This window comes from Aeromonas sp. FDAARGOS 1405 (assembly GCF_019048265.1).
GTDB classification, from domain to species: domain Bacteria; phylum Pseudomonadota; class Gammaproteobacteria; order Enterobacterales; family Aeromonadaceae; genus Aeromonas; species Aeromonas veronii_A.
The window spans coordinates 4,359,363-4,377,432 of the sequence record NZ_CP077311.1 but is presented as its reverse complement, the minus strand read 5'-3'; the positions used below and the strand labels follow the sequence as shown (position 1 = coordinate 4,377,432).

At 60.7% G+C, this 18,070-nt stretch carries 19 protein-coding genes; 5 read left to right on the top strand and 14 right to left on the bottom strand.

The genetic code is table 11. The features are described from left to right. Nucleotides 1–75: 75 nt before the first annotated feature. The gene (gene bamE / locus I6L35_RS19990) at nt 76–414 is read right to left on the bottom strand and encodes an outer membrane protein assembly factor BamE (protein ID WP_005344334.1); all 339 of its coding nucleotides are present in this window, start codon (nt 412–414) and stop codon (nt 76–78) included. 137 nt (nt 415–551) lie between these two features. After that, nucleotides 552–1,703 carry an L-threonine dehydrogenase gene (yiaY, locus tag I6L35_RS19985; protein ID WP_005359322.1) on the bottom strand — a complete coding sequence of 384 codons (1,152 nt, stop codon included), beginning with the start codon at nt 1,701–1,703 and terminating at the stop codon, nt 552–554. A 382-nt stretch (nt 1,704–2,085) separates the two neighbouring features. On the opposite strand from yiaY, the gene udp reads away from it, so the two are divergent. Next, nucleotides 2,086–2,841, top strand: coding sequence for a uridine phosphorylase (gene udp, locus I6L35_RS19980; RefSeq protein ID WP_005337975.1), 756 nt, complete (start codon nt 2,086–2,088; stop codon nt 2,839–2,841). Between the two features lie 117 nt (nt 2,842–2,958). Here udp and I6L35_RS19975 read toward each other — a convergent pair whose 3' ends face one another. Next, nucleotides 2,959–3,723: an RluA family pseudouridine synthase gene (locus I6L35_RS19975; protein WP_216979142.1), complete on the bottom strand. Its 765-nt coding sequence runs from the start codon at nt 3,721–3,723 to the stop codon at nt 2,959–2,961. A 222-nt stretch (nt 3,724–3,945) separates the two neighbouring features. Between I6L35_RS19975 and rihA the strand changes: the two genes are divergently transcribed. Together rihA and I6L35_RS19965 are read left to right on the top strand one after the other, a co-directional pair. Beyond that, entirely contained in the window at nt 3,946–4,881 is a 936-nt protein-coding gene (rihA, locus tag I6L35_RS19970; protein ID WP_216979141.1) for a pyrimidine-specific ribonucleoside hydrolase RihA, read from the top strand. A gap of 33 nt (nt 4,882–4,914) precedes the next feature. Continuing rightward, complete coding sequence (locus I6L35_RS19965; protein WP_216979140.1) at nt 4,915–5,382, top strand: hypothetical protein; 468 nt, start codon at nt 4,915–4,917, stop codon at nt 5,380–5,382. Between the two features lie 101 nt (nt 5,383–5,483). Here I6L35_RS19965 and I6L35_RS19960 read toward each other — a convergent pair whose 3' ends face one another. The 3 genes from I6L35_RS19960 to I6L35_RS19950 form a co-directional block, all read right to left on the bottom strand. After that, nucleotides 5,484–5,780 carry a helix-turn-helix domain-containing protein gene (locus I6L35_RS19960; RefSeq protein WP_005344341.1) on the bottom strand — a complete coding sequence of 99 codons (297 nt, stop codon included), beginning with the start codon at nt 5,778–5,780 and terminating at the stop codon, nt 5,484–5,486. Beyond that, nucleotides 5,777–6,307, bottom strand: coding sequence for a DUF1523 family protein (locus I6L35_RS19955; RefSeq protein ID WP_005344342.1), 531 nt, complete (start codon nt 6,305–6,307; stop codon nt 5,777–5,779). The genes I6L35_RS19960 and I6L35_RS19955 overlap by 4 nt, the downstream gene beginning before the upstream one ends. A gap of 175 nt (nt 6,308–6,482) precedes the next feature. Then, nucleotides 6,483–8,105 carry a methyl-accepting chemotaxis protein gene (locus I6L35_RS19950; RefSeq protein ID WP_216979139.1) on the bottom strand — a complete coding sequence of 541 codons (1,623 nt, stop codon included), beginning with the start codon at nt 8,103–8,105 and terminating at the stop codon, nt 6,483–6,485. 232 nt (nt 8,106–8,337) lie between these two features. Between I6L35_RS19950 and I6L35_RS19945 the strand changes: the two genes are divergently transcribed. Then, nucleotides 8,338–8,970, top strand: a complete 633-nt coding sequence (locus I6L35_RS19945; protein WP_216979138.1) for a LysE family translocator — start codon at nt 8,338–8,340, stop codon at nt 8,968–8,970. Nucleotides 8,971–9,040: 70 nt separating this feature from the next. Here I6L35_RS19945 and I6L35_RS19940 read toward each other — a convergent pair whose 3' ends face one another. From I6L35_RS19940 to I6L35_RS19905, 8 genes are all read right to left on the bottom strand, one after another. After that, nucleotides 9,041–10,249, bottom strand: coding sequence for a sodium:proton antiporter (locus I6L35_RS19940; RefSeq protein ID WP_216979137.1), 1,209 nt, complete (start codon nt 10,247–10,249; stop codon nt 9,041–9,043). 32 nt (nt 10,250–10,281) lie between these two features. Continuing rightward, entirely contained in the window at nt 10,282–11,385 is a 1,104-nt protein-coding gene (locus tag I6L35_RS19935) for a beta-N-acetylglucosaminidase domain-containing protein (RefSeq protein ID WP_005350443.1), read from the bottom strand. A 43-nt stretch (nt 11,386–11,428) separates the two neighbouring features. After that, nucleotides 11,429–13,156, bottom strand: coding sequence for a potassium/proton antiporter (locus I6L35_RS19930; protein WP_216979136.1), 1,728 nt, complete (start codon nt 13,154–13,156; stop codon nt 11,429–11,431). 269 nt (nt 13,157–13,425) lie between these two features. Further along, entirely contained in the window at nt 13,426–13,572 is a 147-nt protein-coding gene (locus I6L35_RS19925) for a hypothetical protein (protein ID WP_005337933.1), read from the bottom strand. After that, on the bottom strand, nt 13,569–14,258 hold the full coding sequence (locus tag I6L35_RS19920; RefSeq protein WP_216979135.1) for a M15 family metallopeptidase: 690 nt from the start codon (nt 14,256–14,258) through the stop codon (nt 13,569–13,571). The genes I6L35_RS19925 and I6L35_RS19920 overlap by 4 nt, the downstream gene beginning before the upstream one ends. Then, nucleotides 14,255–15,382: a succinyl-diaminopimelate desuccinylase gene (dapE, locus tag I6L35_RS19915; RefSeq protein WP_216979134.1), complete on the bottom strand. Its 1,128-nt coding sequence runs from the start codon at nt 15,380–15,382 to the stop codon at nt 14,255–14,257. The genes I6L35_RS19920 and dapE overlap by 4 nt, the downstream gene beginning before the upstream one ends. Nucleotides 15,383–15,401: 19 nt before the next feature. Next, the gene (locus I6L35_RS19910) at nt 15,402–15,752 is read right to left on the bottom strand and encodes an ArsC family reductase (RefSeq protein ID WP_216979133.1); all 351 of its coding nucleotides are present in this window, start codon (nt 15,750–15,752) and stop codon (nt 15,402–15,404) included. 318 nt (nt 15,753–16,070) lie between these two features. Further along, nucleotides 16,071–16,385 (bottom strand): hypothetical protein, encoded by a 315-nt coding sequence (locus I6L35_RS19905; protein WP_005337929.1) that lies wholly within the window; start codon nt 16,383–16,385, stop codon nt 16,071–16,073. A 285-nt stretch (nt 16,386–16,670) separates the two neighbouring features. Here I6L35_RS19905 and dcuC point away from each other — a divergent pair, with 285 nt between their 5' ends. Beyond that, nucleotides 16,671–18,047, top strand: coding sequence for a C4-dicarboxylate transporter DcuC (gene dcuC / locus I6L35_RS19900; RefSeq protein ID WP_005350454.1), 1,377 nt, complete (start codon nt 16,671–16,673; stop codon nt 18,045–18,047). The last annotated feature ends 23 nt before the right edge of the window (nt 18,048–18,070 follow it).

Genomic DNA, 18,070 nt, shown 5'->3' with positions numbered 1-18,070 from the left:
ACAGGATAACGGGCAGGATACATAGTGCGGAGGCTGGATAAAACAAAACCGGCGCGAGGCCGGTTTTGCGGTATATCAGAGCGGGGTATTGAAAGCTGCTGGCAGCGGGAAGTCACCCGTCACTGTGGTCAGCCTGTCATTGGCGAAGGTGACGGTGAGCTCCTTGCGCTCTTTCTCACCGCGCCCCGGCTGGAACTCATAGAGGTAGTACCAGGTGTTGGGATCAAAGCCGTCACGCAGCATGGGGGTTCCCAGTACATAGCTGACCTGCTCGCGGGTCATCCCCTGGCGCAGTTTGTCGACCTGTTTTTGTTCCACATAGTTGCCCTGGGGAATATCGATACGATAGACCAGGCTGCAACCGGAGAGGGTGAGGGCGGTCAAGGCCGCGGCAATCAGGTGTTTCATCCGCATATCGAGTTCAGATCATCCATACAGTCTTTTTTGGCTCGGCAAATCATACCGACTCCCTCCACGGAAGTAAAAAGCCATTGATCCATCAGCCAATAAAAAGGGTCGCACTGCGACCCTTTCTGGCAATCAGGCAACAATCACATTGCAGCGCGGAAGATGGCGACGATCTCTTCGTGGCTCGCCTGTTTCGGGTTGGTGAAGCCGCAGGCATCTTTCAGGGCGTTGCTGGCCAGGGTATCGAAGTCATCGGCCTTGACGCCGAGCTGCTCCAGCCCGGCCGGGATCTTCACATCCAGCGCCAGCTGCTTGATGGCGGCAATGGCAGCGGCGGCGCCCTGCTCGTCGCTCATGGCGCTCACGTCCACCCCCATGTAGCGGGCGACATCCTTCAGACGAGCCGCGCTAACCTGGGCGTTGAACGCCTGAACGTGGGGCAGCAGCACGGCGTTGCAGACACCGTGGGGCAGGTCATAGAAGCCGCCCAGCTGGTGGGCCATGGCGTGCACATAGCCCAGGCTTGCGTTGTTGAAGGCCATGCCGGCCAGGAACTGGGCATAGGCCATCTGCTCGCGGGCGTGCAGATCATCGCCATGGTGAACGGCGGTGCGCAGGTGCTTGGCAATCAGCTCGATGGCCATCACGGCGCTGGCATCGGTTACCGGGGTGGCGATGGTGGAGACATAGGCCTCGATGGCGTGGGTCAGGGCATCCATACCGGTGGCGGCGGTGAGACCGGCTGGCTTGGCCAGCATCAGCTCGGGGTCGTTGACCGACATCAGCGGGGTAACGTGTTTGTCGATGATGGCCATTTTCACGTGGCGCGCTTCGTCGGTAATGATGCAGAAGCGGGTCATCTCGGAGGCGGTACCGGCGGTGGTGTTGATGGCGATAAGCGGCAACTGTGGCTTGGCGGAGCGATCCACCCCTTCGTAATCCTTGATGCTGCCACCGTTGGCGGCGACCAGCGCGATACCCTTGGCGCAGTCGTGGGGCGAGCCGCCACCCAGCGAGATGACGCAATCGCAGCCGTTGGCCTTGATCATGGCCAGACCCGCTTCGACGTTGCTGGTAGTGGGGTTGGGTTTGGTCTCATCGAAAACAGCGCTTTCAATGCCATGTTCAGCCAACAGGGTGGTGAGCTTGGCGACCACGCCGATCTGGTTGAGAATTTTGTCGGTGACGATCAACGCCTTGCGATAGCCGTAACCCTTGATATCGGCGGCGGCCTCTTGCAGACAGCCGGCACCCATCAGGTTGATAGCGGGAATATAGAACTTGAATGTAGCCATGATGGACTTCCTATAGTTAGCCATTAAGTGGTAGTTGAGAGCTAGGCTACCATCTAGAAAGGGATACAAAAGCATCTTGTTTACAACTTTACGGGGTCGATCACGAGTCGTTAATTAAGCGCTGAACCAGGCTTGACTTTCTCGCATCTGACTCGATTTGTAGAAAAACGTTTGTCAATTATTTCATTGAGTTAGCAAACGTTTTGCGAAATGTTTGTCACTGTCAATGCGTGGAAGTGTGAGGCGCTTCAAGGAATTGGAAAGCGCTTTCGACCATAGTTGGCGCCTCCCCGAAGAGGGGGGTAAAGGCTTGAAAGTATCATAAAGAATCATCTTAACTTGTGCCCTGACCATGCTGGCAGGGGGCAACCAGGAGTCCACTATGTCTGATGTATTTCACTTGGGTTTGAAGAAAGCGGATCTGCAAGGCGCCACCCTGGCGATCGTCCCCGGTGACCCCGAGCGCGTGAAGCGTATCGCAGAGCTGTTGGATAACCCGGTGCACCTGGCCAGCCATCGTGAATTCACTACCTGGCGCGGCGAGATGGACGGCAAGGCCGTGATCATCTGCTCTACCGGTATCGGTGGCCCGTCCACCTCCATCGCAGTGGAAGAGCTGGCCCAGCTGGGTATCCGCACCTTCCTGCGTATCGGCACCACTGGCGCCATCCAGCCGCACCTGAACGTGGGTGACGTGATCGTGACCACCGGTTCCGTGCGCCTCGACGGTGCCAGCCTGCACTTCGCTCCGATGGAGTTCCCGGCTGTTGCTGACTTCGACTGCACCACCGCACTGGTCAACACCGCCAAAGAGATGGGCTCCAAGCTGCACATCGGTGTGACCGCCTCCTCTGACACCTTCTACCCGGGTCAGGAGCGTTACGATACCGTATCCGGCCGCGTAGTGAGCCGTTTCCAAGGTTCCATGAAAGAGTGGCAAGCCATGGGCGTGCTGAACTATGAAATGGAATCTGCAACCCTGCTGACCATGTGCTCCAGCCAGGGCCTGCGTGCCGGTATGGTGGCTGGCGTTATCGTCAACCGTACCCAGCAAGAGATCCCGAACGCCGAAACCATGGCGAAGACCGAATCTGATGCCATCAAGATCGTACTGGGCGCTGCCCGCAAGCTGATCTGATAGCACCACAAAGAGTGGGGGGTGGGGGCCGTTGCGAAAGCACGGCCCCTATCTTTATCCGCCGTTTACCGCTTTGCCCCTCTTCTGCTTGCCCGCCCCTTGTTTCCCTACTCCAGGTTACCCCGGTTGCCTTGTCATGGTCGCCAGCGCTTGTGCAAAGGGCGCCTCACAGCGGATCTGCATCGGTTCGCCGCTGACCGGATGAACAAAATCGAGTTCACTGGCGTGCAGCATCAGCCGCGGCGCCTGTTCGCAGCCTGGCGGCAGCTGGCCGCCATAGAGATCGCAGCCGAGGATGGGGTGGCCCAGCAGCTCGCTGTGGATCCGCAGCTGATGGGTTCGGCCGGTCTCCGGCAGCAGTCGTACCCGGGTCAAAGGCACGGTCTGCCCCTGCATCTGCAACTCCAGCAGCTCAATCACCTGATAGCGGGAGCGGGCGGGTTTGCCACTGGCGGCGCAAATCTTCATCAGCGGAAAGAGGGCCGGATCCTTGGCGATGGGGGCGTCGATAACTCCTTCGTCGTCAATCAGATGACCGCACAGCAGGGCGCTGTAGGCCTTGCTCACAGCCCGCTGACTGAACTGCTGGCAGAGCAGGGCATTGATGGCCTTGTTTCTGGCCACCACCATGATGCCTGAGGTGCCAAAATCTAGGCGGTGCACCAGGGTGCAGCCGGGGAAATCCTGCACCAGTCGATAGTGAACCGAGTCGAGGTTCTGCGGGTTCTTGCCTGACAGACTCAGCAGGCCGCTCGGCTTGTTGATGAGCAGCAGGTGTTCATCCTCGAACAGGATCTCGATGGAGGCCTTGCAGGGCGGGGCGATAAAGGTGTCGACGATAACGGACATAGGTGGCACAGGCTGGAAACAGGGTGCGATCATACCCGAACCGGCGCGGCCGGGCGAATGGGTGGTGCGCAGCCTCGGAAAATGAACGGAATGACGTCATGCAATCTTTTGATAATGAGCCGCATTGAGAGAGGCGGTGTGCCGTGCAAACCGCCCTGGTCAGCAACAAGGCCCCGTTTTGTGACCCCTTCCCGAGTTCATCCGAGGCTTGCTTGTTAAGGTATGGCTCCCTGTTATGTTGTAAGGACTCATCCCATGGCACTGCCCGTTATTCTCGATTGTGATCCCGGCCACGACGACGCCATCGCCCTCATTCTGGCGCTTGCCAGCCCTGAACTTGACGTGTTGGCAGTTACCACCAGCGCGGGCAACCAGACGCCGGACAAGACCCTCAACAATGCCCTGCGCATCCTCACCCTGCTGGGGCGGGACGATATTCCGGTGGCGGCTGGGGCACCGAAACCGCTGGCCCGCGAGCTGATCATCGCCGACAACGTTCACGGCGAATCGGGTCTCGATGGCCCCAAACTGCCGGATCCCGCCTTTGCACCGCAGGGGATGACGGGGATCGCGCTGATGGCCAGATGTCTGCGCGAGAGCCCGGAGCCCGTGACTTTGGTGCCGACCGGCCCGCTCACCAACATCGCCCTGCTGTTGGCTGCTCACCCCGAGCTAAAGAGCAAGATTGCCCGCATCGTGCTGATGGGGGGCGCCGCAGGGGCCGGCAACTGGACACCAGCAGCGGAATTCAATATTTATGTGGACCCGGAAGCTGCCGATATGGTGTTCAAGTCGGGCATTCCCATCACCATGTGCGGCCTCGATGTGACCCACGAGGCGCAGGTGATGGACGAGGATATCGAGCGGGTGCGCGCCATCACCAATCCGGTGGCCCAGTGCGTGGCCGGGCTGCTCGACTTTTTCATGATCTACCATCGGGATCCCAAGTGGGGATTTGCTGGCGCGCCGCTGCACGACCCCTGTACCATTGCCTGGTTGCTGGCTCCCGAGCTGTTCCACGGGGTCGAGTGCCGGGTCGATATCGAGACCCGGGGGGAGCATACCGTGGGGATGACGGTGGTGGATCGTTATGGTCTGACCGGCAAGCCAGCCAATGCGCTGGTATTGTTGGGGCTGGATCGTCCGGGCTTTATCGATCTGCTGGTGACGCGGCTGCGGGCGTTTGACTGAGCGCCGGTTCATTTTTGCAAGAAGGGGCGGGGAATGTGGAAGAGAGGCTTGGCGCTGCTGGCCGGGTTGCAACTGACAGGCTGTGCGACGCCATTCGAGCGGATGTGGCAGGGGCTGGCGACCTGTGAATTTACCGATCTCTATGTGAATGAGACGGGCAGGGCCGCCAATCTACAACTGGCCAATTACACCCCCTACAAGGTGAGCGACGGCTTTGCCTGGTACAAGGTGCACGAGGAGCTGCACGGCCTGCCGGTGGTCGGTTTTATCGTGCCCGCCTCCAGCTTCGAAGTGCACGCCCTGTTTGTCGATACCCCCATCGCCAACGCCCGCCGCTTGACCCATAACGCCTACGGCAGCGAGTTTGGCGACGAGCAGAAGCATGACGAGGGTGTGGCGCCCCTGCTGCTGCGCGACCCCAACAACCCCAAGCGATCCATCATCGACTGCACCCGTGGCGAGTCTGACGGGGAGCTTGAGGATTCGGCATTGCCCGAGTAGGGCAACCTACCACACCATCGGCCTGAAAAAAGAGGGGCCAGCCTTGCCGGCTGGCCCCTCTTTAATTCAACGCTGGGTGTGATTGCAGAGCAGTTCCCGGATCAGGGATAGCTCAGCGTCTCTTTGATAAGCGGCAGCTGGGCCTTGATCCACGCCGGATTGATGGGGCCCCAGTCGCTGATGCGGTAGTGCCCCTGCAGGTGGCGCGCCCCCTCGGTCTGCTCGAAGGCGCAGCTGATATCGAGTTCGGCCAGCGCGCTTAGAGTATCCTGCGCGGTGCGGCGTGGCATGCCGGTCGCCTCCATGATGGCGGGCACCGTATCCGTGCCCTGGCTGATCAGCCAGGCCACGTAGAGCCGCCGGTAGAAGCTGGTGCGGGTCTTGCTCGGCTCGCTCATATCTCGTCCTCAAGACGATCGAAGTAGCGCCAGGTTGCGATGGCGGCTTTGCCCATCACCAGTGCCCAGAGACCGAACCAGAACCAGCGGAAGAAGCTCCAGGTGGAAGCATCAGGCTCGGTACTCTCAATCTTGGTGACGTTGGGGAACATGGAGAACATGTTGATGCGCCAGCCGTAGGAAGTAATGATGGCCAGACGCTTTTCAAACTCCATCGACTTGGCCTTGGCCTGCACGTCGGCGGCGTTGAACTTGAAGTAGAAGGGCCAGCCCCACTCGGTATCCTCATTTCTGAACACCCGGATCTTCTCGCCGGGGCGTTCGGTATAGATGTAGTAGACGTCGGTGGTCGGGCCGTCAGCCGGGTTCTTCTGGCTGATGGGACCATCCTTGTCGGTGCGCTTCACCTCGACCCCGGTGATGGTGGCGATGGTGTGCTCTGGCAGGTAGTAGTCGAGCCAGGCGGCAGAAATGAGGGCGATGAGCCCAAGGGCAATAAAGGCGGGTTTCTTGAATCTCAGGCTCATGGTGTTCTCACGTGAGGGGAAGTGACGTGCCTCTACCATACTCACATTTGCCCCCTCAGCCCAGCCCCTTATGGCTCCGCAAGCCAAAAAATGGCGTTTAAAACAGAGACAAAGCCATTGCACCATCAACAAGAAAGGCCCTTGCGGGCCTTTTTGTCTGATCCACGTTGTGCGCTTACAGCTGGAATTGGGCCAGCTGCTTGCGTTGCTGTTCGGCGAGCTGGGAGAGTTCGTTGCTGGCACAGGCGCTCTGGCTGATGCCGGCGGAGCTCTGGCTCACGATCTCGTGAATATTGGTGATGTTGCGGTTGATGTCGGCAGTGACGCAGGACTGCTCCTCGGCGGCAGTGGCGACCTGGGCGTTGGCGTCGTTGATCTGGCGTACTGCACCGGTAATGCCGCTCAGCAGATCCTGCACCTGAGCTGACAGGCGTTGGTTATGACCGAGGATCTCCAGGGTTTCCTGCACGCCGTTGTTGGCGGATTGGGACTGGCTCTGCAGCCGCTCGATGATGGCCTGGATCTCCTTGGTGGAGTCCTGGGTACGGGCTGCCAGCATTCTCACTTCGTCGGCGACGACGGCAAAACCGCGTCCGGTTTCGCCGGCACGGGCCGCTTCGATGGCAGCATTGAGCGCCAGCAGGTTGGTCTGCTCGGAGATCCCCTGGATCACTTCAATCACCTTGCCGATCTGCTCGGACTGGGATTTGAGCTGGGCTACGATGGCGGCGGCATCTTCCAGGCTGCCTGCCATCCGGCTGTTGGCTGCGATGCTTTCGGTAAAGAGGGCGAGCCCCTGTTCAACCCTGCCATTGGCCTCCCGCGCCAGCTCATCGGCGATAGCGGCGTTGTGGTTGACGTTGTCAGCGGTGCTGGAGAGTTCGGTCACGGCGGAGGCGACCTGTTCGATCTCGCTGTGCTGCTGCTTTGCATTGGCCTCGGACTGGGTCATCACGGCGGCCAGCTCGGTGGCGGCGGAGGCGACGCTGTTGCTGATCCCGGTCAGGTTCTCGATGGTGCTACCAAGTTGCCCCAGAGTGAGGTTGATATCTTTGGCCAGACGGGTCAGCTCGTTGTTGCCCTCCGCTTTGGCGCGCACGTTGAAGCGCCCTTGCGCCACGGCGTGCATCACCTCTTGCAGCTGACCGATGGGGCTGACGATGCGACCGGAGAGGACCCAGCCGCAGATCAGCGCCGCCAGCAGGGTACCAGCGGTGAGCAGCAGGGTACGTAGCAGGGTGGCGTCATAGTGAGCCTGCTCTTCGGCCAGCTCTTGCTGGATCAATTGGTTGATGTGGGCGGACATACTGTCGATCTGTTTGATCAGCTGCTCACCCAGTTCGCGGAAATGGAGGCGGGCCGCCTCGTAGGCGACCGGATCGCCACCTCCCTGATGCTTTTCTGCCAGTAACGGCAGCATATTATTTCGGGTGTGGCTGAGGTAGGCCTGCAGGGCGGCAGCAACCTGACGGTTATCCTGCTCGGCACCGGGGACAACCAAGCGACCGAGAATGGCATTGATCTCCTGCTCGGCGCTGTTGAGGTTCGCGGGCAGTGCGGCAAACAGCTTGGCATCGTAGAGGCCATAGATGGCGCTGGTGCGCAGCCGGTAGGTGGTGTGGATCAATGTGGCAATATCGTCCTTGTGCCGGACTACGCTCTGGGTCGTCTCATCTATGTCACGGATGGCATCGTCCAGCCCCTGTTTACTGATGGCGATCATTACCATCATCAGCAGGCTGGCCAGCAGCAGCGGTATCAGGACCTGGACACGTATTGATAGATTATTCAATGACATAAATGGCTCTAATCCGAAATGGGAGGAGCTGACATATTACACATCTACGTCAGGAGCTGTCACAGTCTTTTATTGCTGAAATTTGCTGAAGAAAAGGTTTTTCCTTGTGCGAAAGGCGCCATATAGGCATGATTGAGCGCTTAATCCCCTGAATATGTGGTACAACTGGCCGGGTTGCGTCAACCCTGTCCCGTTTTCGTGATTTCTCGCTCTCGTCATATGGAGGTGTGCTGTGTCCAGCTGGATCGATCCGGCCATTCTGGCTCTGTTTATTCCGACCTTTTTCTTTGTCTCGGTGACCCCCGGCATGTGCATGACCCTGTCGATGACGCTGGGGATGAGCCTGGGTGTGCGTCGCACCCTGCACATGATGTGGGGGGAGCTGATCGGCGTCGGCCTGGTCTCGGTGCTGTCGGTGATCGGGGTCGCTGCCATCATGCTCAACTATCCGGGGATCTTCGCCACCTTTAAATACGTAGGTGGCGCCTATCTGGTGTGGCTAGGTATCCAGATGTGGCAGGCCAAGGGGAAGATGGCCATTCCGGCGGATCTCTCGGCCGGTCAGCAGACCAGCGCCATGGGGCTGGCGGTGCAGGGCTTTGTCACCGCCATTGCCAACCCAAAGGGATGGGCCTTTATGATCTCCTTGCTGCCCCCCTTTATCTCCGCCGACAAGCCGATGGCGCCGCAGATCAGCGCGCTGGTGGCGCTGATCCTGGTCATCGAATTCTCCTGCCTGCTGCTCTACGCCAGCGGCGGCCGCACCCTGCGCCACTTCCTCGCCAAGAGCGGCAACGTCACCCTGATGAACCGCATCGCCGGTACCCTGATGTTGGGAGTGGGGGTCTGGCTGGCGCTCGGTTAAGAGCCGTCAGTGACCCATGCCACCAAAGAAAAATGCCACCGGTCGGTGGCATTTTTTATGGGCGAGTAGCTCAGCGGGATTTGAAACGCTCGACCCAGGGGTTGGCGGTGAGGCCGTGCAGGACGACGCTCAATATGATGGTGCAGAGCACAGTGGCGATGATGGGCCGCTGGCCGATAAGAGCAGGCTGGTTTTGCAGTACCATCACTGCAAAGACGATGCTGGCAAGGCCCCGCGGCCCGAACCAGCCGATAAAGAGCTTGAGCTCGGGCTTGAGGCCGGTGCCGATGAGGCTCAGCCAGACCGGCACCATCCGCAGCAGGGTGAGGCTGGCAATGGCATAGAGCCAGTATTGCCAGTGCAGCAGCTCGGGCAGGATGGGCATCAGGGTGGCACCAAACACCATCCAGATCACCACGGAGAGCAGGTCGCCGTAGCCTTCGCAGCTGTCCATATAGGCGTGCTTGTGCTCGCCCAGGCGGCGTCCCATTAGCAGGCCACCAACGAAGGCGGCGATAAAGCCGCTCCCTCCGAGAGTCTGGGCCATTGCAAAGCAGAGCAGGGCCAGCCCCGGCATGGTGAGCTGGCGCCAGAGCGGCAGTTGCCAGCCGTTGAGATAGGAGATTTTCAGCAGCCGTATGGTTAGGCTGGTCAGTACAAAAGCGACCAGGAGGCCAATGCCGATCTCCTCCAGCATCAGGGTGATGGCCAGCGTGGCTGTGCCTGCGTGCTGCTCTGTGGGGGCGATAAGGGCCAGCAGCAGAAGCAGCACAGGCACACAGATGCCGTCGTTGAGGCCGCTCTCCTGATTGAGCCCTTCGCGCAGTGGCGCCGGTACGGCCGGGTTGCTCACCACCGCCTTGCCGAGCGCCGCATCCGTGGGGGCAAGAATGGTGGAGAGGATGGCCATCTCCAGCAGTGGCAGGTCGGGGAAGATCCAGTGACCAAACAGGGCTCCGGCGATGAGCGTCAGTGGCAGGCCGATCATTAGCAGCCGGATGGGGAGCTGCCGGTTGGCCAGCAATACTTGCCAGTTGGTATTGGCGGCATCGTTGAACAGAACGATAACCAGAGTCAGCTCGGCCAGCAGCTTGATGCCGGCGCTGTCGATAGAGAGGGAGAGCAGCTCCAGCCCGCCAGGCCCCAGCAACCAGCCGGTCAGCAGAAAGAGCAGGGGGCCGTTGACCAGCTTTGATTCGAAGCGCCCCGCGATCAGGCTGTAGATCAGCAAGAAGGCAGCGATCACCGCCAGATTCTGGTAAAGCAGGTGTGCATCCATACAACCTCCTTTCTGCCCCCCGCAGGGGTGGTTTAATCGGTCAGGCAGTCGGGGTCGAACACATACTCCCCGTCCAGCCAGCGCACGATTTCGTCTACGCAGGATTGGTCACGAAACGGCAGATAGCGCGCCTTGAGGGCGGCAATCTGCTCGGGGGTGAGCTGGGCCAGCCCCAGATCCTGAAACAGCGGCAGGTCGGCCTCGATCATCGCCGAGATCTGCGGGCCGCAGGTGGCGTTGAGGGCGGCATGCAGCGCCTTGTCGGGGTCGTACTGCTTGCCGAGCCGGTAGCTCATTGGCAGGGTGGCGAGGGGCAGGGCGGAGAGTGCCGCCTGTTTCATCGGGTTGACCGCGTGGCCGGAGACCAGCTCTGCCAGCTCGGCAGGGCGATTCTCGAAGGCGCGCAGGTGCAGGTAGCTGCTCGCCTTGCTGCCATCGTTGACCGGGTAGTTGTCCCACAGGAACGGCTTGCGGCCGAGCAGTTCGGTCACCTGCTTGAGGTGGCTGGCCGGATATTCGCTGGAGCAGACCTTGGGGCCGGTCCAGAAGATCTCGAAACGGCGATCGAGCTGCTCGCCAAGCTCCTCCAGATAGCGGGGAGGCATGGCGCCAAACACCTTCTCCAGCACCGGATCGGTCGAGTAGTAGCTGGGGCAGAAGATGAGGCGGGTCGCCTTGCTGTGGGCCGCGATGTCGTGGGCGATGGTGAGCTGGTGACGTGCCAGATCCGGGGTATCCCCCTTCATGTCGTCAAACAGAACTGCCAGAATATCGGGCTGCAGCATCTCGTCGATGAGGCGCACTTTCTCAAGCAGCGCCGAGCGTTTGCGATCGTAGTCGTGATGGGCCCCCATGGGGCTTAAGCCCACCCCGAAGGCGAGCCCGTTGGCGCGGCACTGGCGCGCCAGCTCGGCGAGATCCGCCAGCTGCTGCTCGGGCCAGGGGAGGGCCCAGTGCTTGCGCAGATAGCCATCCTCTTTCGGTGCATAGATATAGAAGCCGTAACCGTGGCGTGGCAGCCACTGTGCGTAGCGGGCGCGGGCCTGCCAGCTCCATCCCTTGCCAAAAAAACCTTCAATGACCCCCAGATTGGCAGCGGGGGGCAGGGGGCCGGACAGCAAACTTTGATATGGCATAACGCTCTCCCTTCTTGCTGGGGACTTGATACGGGACGGTCGGTCAGACCGGGTCCTCTTCCTGAAAGCGCACCCCGATTTTGCTCGGCACGCTCTCGTCCATTTCGGCCACGGTCCAGATCAGGCCCTGCCATTCGATGTTGTCACCGACCACCAGATTATCGCCCAACTGGCTGGCAATAAAATCACCCAGTGTCTGATCCGCCACCTCGCTCACATCCAGCCCGTAAAGAGGGGCGAGATCCACCAGTCGTGCCGCCGCTTCCAGCAGGAAGTCGCCGAAGAAGCGGGGGCCGAGATCCTGCTCCGGCGCCTGACTGAACAGCTGGCCGAGGGCGGGGAGGTCACGTTCGTGACCGATGACGCAAAGGATATCGTCCGCCTGCAGACAGGTACTACCCGAGGGGTGGAGCAGCTCGCTGCCACGAAACAGGGCGCAGATCCGGGTGCCGGCGGGCATCTGCAGATCCCGCAGCGGCGAGCCGATGCACCACTTCTCCTCCCCCAGCTGGTAGACGAAGGTCTCCCACTGGCTGTCGAGATCGATCTCGAGCCCCGAGCGGTTGATGGGCGACGGCGGTGCCGGTACCTCCACCCGCGCCAGTTTTGATGCCAGCGGCAGCGAGCTACCCTGCAAAATCAGCGAGACCAGCACCACGAAGAAGGCGACGTTGAAGTAGAGCTGGGCATTGGGCAGTCCTGCCATCATGGGGAACACCGCCAGAATGATCGGCACGGCGCCGCGCAAGCCAACCCAGGAGATAAACCAGCGCTCGCGCGGGGCGAAGTTCTTGAACGGCAATAGCCCAATCCAGACCGACACCGGGCGGGCAAACAGGATCATCCAGGCTGCCAGCGCCAGTGCGGGCAGGGCGATGGGTAGCAGCTTGTGGGGCGAGGCGAGCAGCCCCAGCACCAGAAACATGCCGATTTGGCTGAGCCAGGTCAGTCCATCCAGTACCGACAGGGTTGTGCTACGGCTGCGCAGGGAGAGGTTGCCGAGCAACAGACCGGTGAGGTAGATGGCAAGAATGCCGCTGCCGCCTACGGCAGTAGTGAGGGCAAAAATGAGCAGGCCGCCGCTGACGGTGAGCAGCGGATAGAGCCCCGGGGCCAGGCGGGCGGTGTTGATGAGGCGCCACAGCAGCCAGCCGCCGCCAAGGCCGATCCCGGCACCAAGGCCAAACTGCTTGACCAGTTGCAGCAGCAGGAAGCCCCCATCCAGCCCCTGCTGGGCGGTTGCAAGTACCTCAATCAGGGTGACGGTGAGAAACACCGCCATGGGGTCGTTGCTGCCTGACTCTATCTCCAGGGTGGCGCTCACCCGCTCGTTGAGACTGCGCCCGCCGAGCAGGGAGAAGACCGCCGCCGCATCGGTGGAGCCGACGATGGCTCCGATCAGCATCCCCTGCATCAGGTTGAGGTCAAACAGCCAGGCGGCGGCCAGACCCGTCAGGCCGGTGGTGATGGCCACCCCGACCGTGGCCAGCGACAAGGCTGGCCAGAGTGCCACCCGAAACGAGGAGACCCGGGTGCGCATGCCGCCGTCAAGCAGAATGATGGCTAGCGCCAGGTTGCCTACCAGATAGGCGACGGAGTAGTCGGCGAAGTGGATGCCACCTGGACCATCTTCACCCGCCAGCATGCCGACGGCGAGGAAAATGACCAGAATGGGAATGCCGAGGCGGGAAGAGAGTGCGCTCAACAGTACGCTGGCTCCCACCAACAGGGCAGCGACAAGAAAGAAACTGTTGATGGTAGCGGCATCCAAGGGCGAACTCCTTCTTGGTAATGTGCAAAGTAGGCACATTATATGCAGTTAGGTCCCCTTTGTGTGGCTTATTTGTGCATCAATTTGCACTTTTTTACATTTTTTGCCTCATGGCCACGCTATATTCTGACTGTGACGGGGTTAACGAAAGCAGTGTAAAAGGTGCATCGATATCGGGATGCGCAGGGAGGCGCGGGCGGGGAAAAGCGAAATGACACGGCAGAGGAAGAGGGGAGCACAAGGGCGCTCCCCACGGGATGGAGCGGGACTCAGTCGTCCTCGTCATCCTTTACTTCGCGGATCTTGTCCTTGTAGTTGGGCAACTGCTTCTCCAGCCGTTTCATGTCTTTGATGGCATTGAGAAACAGCCCGAGCAGGAACAGCAGCGGCAACCCTATCCACAGCCAGAGATTCATGGGATTTTCCTTTCGTCAGGACTGGTGGTGACATAACGGTCCAAAATTTCATCAAGGTTGGCCAATATGGTCGCCTTGCCTTCAATATCCGCCTGTTGCAGGCAAAATGCCAGCGCCGTCGGGTCGAGCCGCTGCGCACGGGACTCGGGCCCGAAGCTGATATGCCAGGGCTCGTAAGCGACCCCGCTCCCCGCCCCGACCGGTTTGGCATAAGGGAGGAAGAAGCCAAAGTCGCTCATATGGTCGTTTAGCCACTCGCTGAGATCTGCAAACCAGCCCCCCTCTTCATACTCCCACGGTTCCAGCGCCAGCTTGGTGTCGGCGGTCAGGCAGTCCGGGTCGTAGATGTCGAGATCGGTACCCCAGTGGTGGCGACTGGTACCCGGCAGGGCGCTCCAGCGCAGAATGGCGTGCAGCCGCGCCTCGTCACTCAGTTGCAGGGCATCGATGGGCTGGCTGTTGGCATCGAGCAGTGGCCGTTCGCCGCGCCACTTGCCGTTCCAGATGGCGAGCTGGCGATCAAAGCTGCGCCAGCTGGAGGCCGGTTGCAGATTGAAGCCAGCGTGGGCGGCGGCTACCTGCATGTCGTTGAAGACCGCCGCGGTGGCGGCGGTCAGACGATGAGGGCCTTGCCCCACCAGAATAAGGTGGCTCTCGTCGAGCCCCAGCAGTTGTTCCTGCGTCATGCCAGCAATCTCTCGAGCACCCCTTGGTACATGTCCGCCAGCAGATCCAGATCGTCCGCCTTCACGCACTCGTTCACCTTGTGAATGGTGGCGTTGACGGGGCCAAGCTCGATCACCTCGGCGCCAGTGGGGGCGATAAAGCGCCCGTCCGAGGTGCCACCAGTGGTGAGCAGGGCCGGTCGCTGACCGTTCACCGCCTCGATGGCCGCCACAGCGGCATCGAGCAGCGCGCCGGTGTCGGTGAGGAACGGCTGGCCGGAGAGGGTCCAGCTCAGCTGATAATCGAGGCCATGTTTATCCAGTAACGCTTCGACCCGCTCGCGGATATCCAGGTCGGTCAGTTCGGTACTGAAGCGGAAGTTGAACTGGACCTGCAGCTCGCCCGGAATGACGTTGGAGGCGCCGGTACCGGCCGAGATGTTGGCGATCTGGAAGCTGGTGGGGGGGAAGTAGGCGTTGCCCTCATCCCACACGGTGGCAGCGAGTTCCGCCAGCGCTGGCGCGGCTTTGTGAATGGGGTTGTCAGCCAGATGGGGATAGGCCACATGGCCCTGCACCCCGCGCACCAGCAAATCGCCGGTGATGGAGCCGCGGCGGCCGTTCTTCACCACATCCCCGACCACGGCGGTAGAGGAGGGCTCACCGACGATGCACCAGCGGATCTTCTCGTTGCGGGCCTCCAGGGTGTCGATCACCCGGGTGGTGCCATTGATAAAGGGCCCCTCCTCATCGGAGGTGATGAGAAAGGCGATGGACCCAGTGTGATCCGGATTCTCGGCCACGAAGCGCTCGACCGCCACCACCATGGCAGCCAGCGAGCCCTTCATGTCGGCGGCGCCACGGCCGTAGAGCACGCCATCCTTGATGGTCGGCTCGAACGGCGGGGTGTGCCATTTGTCCAGCGGCCCGGCGGGCACCACGTCTGTGTGACCGGCGAAGCAGAACAGTGGCCCCTCGCTGCCACGACGGGCCCAGAGGTTGGTGGTGTCCTCAAACACCATGGGCTCGATAACGAACCCGATCCTGGCGAGGCGCTCCGCCATCAGGGTCTGACACCCTTCATCGAGGGGGGTAACGGAGGGGCGGCGGATCAGATCCTTGGCCAGTGCGATGACATCCGACATCAGTTGTCCTTAGTTGTCCTTAACGGGAGAAGAGGGATTGGTAGTGATCAGCCTTGAAACCCAGGGTCAGTTCGCCGTCACGGTCGAGCAGCGGGCGCTTGATCATGGCCGGCTGTTCCAGCAGCAGGGCTCGCGCCTTGGCGGTGTCGAGCCCCTGTTTGGCTTCGTCCGGCAGGGCGCGGAAGGTGGTGCCGCGGCTGTTGAGCAGGGCTTCCCAGCCGAGTTTTGCCAGCCAGCTGTCCAGATCGTCCGGGTTCAGGCCATCGGCGCGGTGGTCGTGAAAGCGGTAGTCGATACCGGCCTCATCCAGCCACTTGCGGGCTTTCTTGATGGTGTCGCAGTTCTTGATGCCATAGAGGGTGATGGCCATGGGGAGTCCTTCTCTTGTGGGCACTGGCCGTGGCCGTGCCCGAAAATCCGAATCAACAGAGTGCAAGGGCCCGATTCTGGCATTGTGGCAATCCCATGGCAACGCCGATGGTCCGGCTCGCGGGTTTTACCGGAACTGGTCACACCTGAACGGCGATCTTAAGCTCAAGGTCAGAAGCAGTGGGGCTGGCGTGCCCGCTGGGGTTGGGTATTGCGGGAGAAGAGCCGCTATTGCAGGTGAAAAAGAGAAGGGGGCAAACGCCAGATAGCCAAAACGCGCCAGCGGGCGCGTTTTGGTCTGCATTATCAAGCACCTCAATCAGTGCAGGGTGGTCCACTCATGGTCAAAGACCCGGGCCCGTTCCCAGGGTGCATCAGGCAGGCTGGAAGAGAGGCCAGTGTATTTGCCCACGTCGTCCACCACGATGGCGGAGAGGATCGGCAGGTTGTTTTCGGTGCAGTACATGCGGATGCGCTGCAGCAGGGTGCGCAGTTCATCCTGGCACTGCTCCAGCCCGGCCTGCTTGGCCAGTTTGGAGTAACGAATGGTAGTGCGTTCCTTTGCAGACTCGACGAGGATGTCCCACAGCTTGTAGTCGCAGGTCGAAGCACCTGCGGTGGCTTGGCTTGTCATAACTCTCTCCGGCGCGAAATGGTCGCTATGTGTCGAAGCGCATCTTCGCCAGTTCGGCGCCGTCAGATGTTGATCCAACGCAAAAAAGAGGGGAGTCGCGTCACACAATTCCCGGATATGGGGTGATAAAGGTTTTCCGGTAGTTGAAATAACGAAAAATTGTTACATGGCCGACATATTATGCTAATGAATCACGGTGACGGCACCTTTATTGATAGGGATCAAAGGCAAACAGTGGTCAGATCACTAGATTTCGCTCTTCGATAAATTTATCAGGAGTGAATATTGGAACTTTTATTCGTCTTGCTCGTTCTGGTTGCCGTGGTCTACGGCATCATCAAGGATTACAACCCGCAGGCGGTGCTGGCGCTGGCGGGCATGGCCATTTTTGCGGTGGCCTACTGGCTGGGGCTGCACCCCATTCTCCCCGCTGACAAGAGCACCGGCTTCGCCCTGTTCGACCTGTTCGAAGTGTTCAAGGGGATCTTCTCCTACCGCGCGGCGGGGCTCGGCCTCACCATCATGGCGGTGGCGGGTTTTGCCACCTACATGTCCCATATCGGGGCCTCCCAGGCGCTGGTGCGGGTGGCGGTCAAGCCGGTGGCGGGCATCCAGTCCAGCTACCTGATGCTCTCCATCTGTTATCTGGTGGCGGTATTCGTCTCCCTGTTCGTCACCTCCGCCACCGGCCTTGGCCTGCTGTTGATGGTCACCATGTATCCGGTGATGCGCAACCTCGGCATCAGCCCGGCCTCCGCCTGTGGCGTCATCGCCACCTCCCAGGCGTTTGAAATTGGCCCAACCCAGACCAACGCCATCTTCTCCGCCGGTCAATCCGGCATGGATCCGACCAGCTATTTCGTTGACTACCAGATCTGGCTGGTGGCCCCCATGCTGCTGGTGACCATGGTGCTGCACTTCTTCTGGCAGCGTCACTGCGATCGCAAGGATGGCTGGGATCCGGCGCTCCATCGCGGCGATCACGCCGAGCTGGACGAGCAGGGCACCGAGAGCGTGCAGGCGCCCACCTGGTATGCGCTGCTGCCGATCATCCCCTTCGTGCTGATGATGACCTTCTCCAAGCTGCTGGTGAGCGACATCAAGATGAGCGTGGAGGTGGCCATGCTGCTGTCGGTCTTTATCGGTATGCTGTGCGAGCTGCTGCGTAGCCGCTCGGTGCGTACCGCGTTTGCCGGGCTGTCGAGCTTCCTCGATGGTATGGGCAAGGTGTTTGGCCCCGTGGTGGCGCTCATCGTCTGTGCCGAGCTGTTTGCCGAATCCCTCAAGGCCATCGGCGCCATCGATACCCTGCTGCACTCTGCCAGCAATGCCGGTATCGGCAGCGGCCTGATGACCCTGGTGATGGTGGCGCTGATCATGGTAGCGGCGGTCATCATGGGCTCCGGCAACGCGGCGTTCCTCAGCTTCTCGACCCTGGCACCGGCGGTGGCGGCCAAGTTTGGCGTACCGGCGGTGACCATGCTGCTGCCGATGCAGCTCGCTTCCAGTATCGGCCGTACCGTCTCTCCCATCGCGGCTGTGCTGATCGCCTGTGCGGGGATTGCCAAGGTATCGCCCTTTACCGTGGTCAAGCGCACCAGCGTGCCGATGGCGGGGGCGCTGGTGACGGCGCTGACCCTCAACTATCTGCTGTTCATGTAGTGATGTGGGTTATGTAGTGGTGT